The following is a 248-nucleotide window of genomic DNA, read 5'->3' as shown; positions in this document are numbered from 1 at the left end:
TTCTTCGTCAATCACTTTGACCATACCAAAGCCATATCTGGTTTTTTCTCCAAAGCCGTTCTCATAGCCGAAGCGAGCTATCTCGAGGGAGCCGCGATAGCGGAATATCATCAGAGAGCCACGATAGCGGAATATCATCAGAGAGCCACGATAGTATGTGTCCTTAACGAGTATCCGGACGGGCTTGAACTTGATAACATCTATGCTGAAATCCCTATCCTCAGGCATGGAACCCATGATCGCAGAGT

The 248-nt window shown here is 47.6% G+C and carries 1 protein-coding gene; it reads right to left on the bottom strand.

All coding sequences use genetic code 11. From position 1 onward, the window contains the following. A partial coding sequence (locus tag E3E33_RS10835; RefSeq protein ID WP_304940811.1) for a CRISPR-associated endoribonuclease Cas6 occupies positions 1–248 on the bottom strand: 248 nt, incomplete at both ends.

This window comes from Thermococcus sp. GR5 (assembly GCF_012027535.1).
GTDB lineage: Archaea > Methanobacteriota_B > Thermococci > Thermococcales > Thermococcaceae > Thermococcus > Thermococcus onnurineus.
This window is presented reverse-complemented; position numbering and strand designations above follow the sequence as displayed.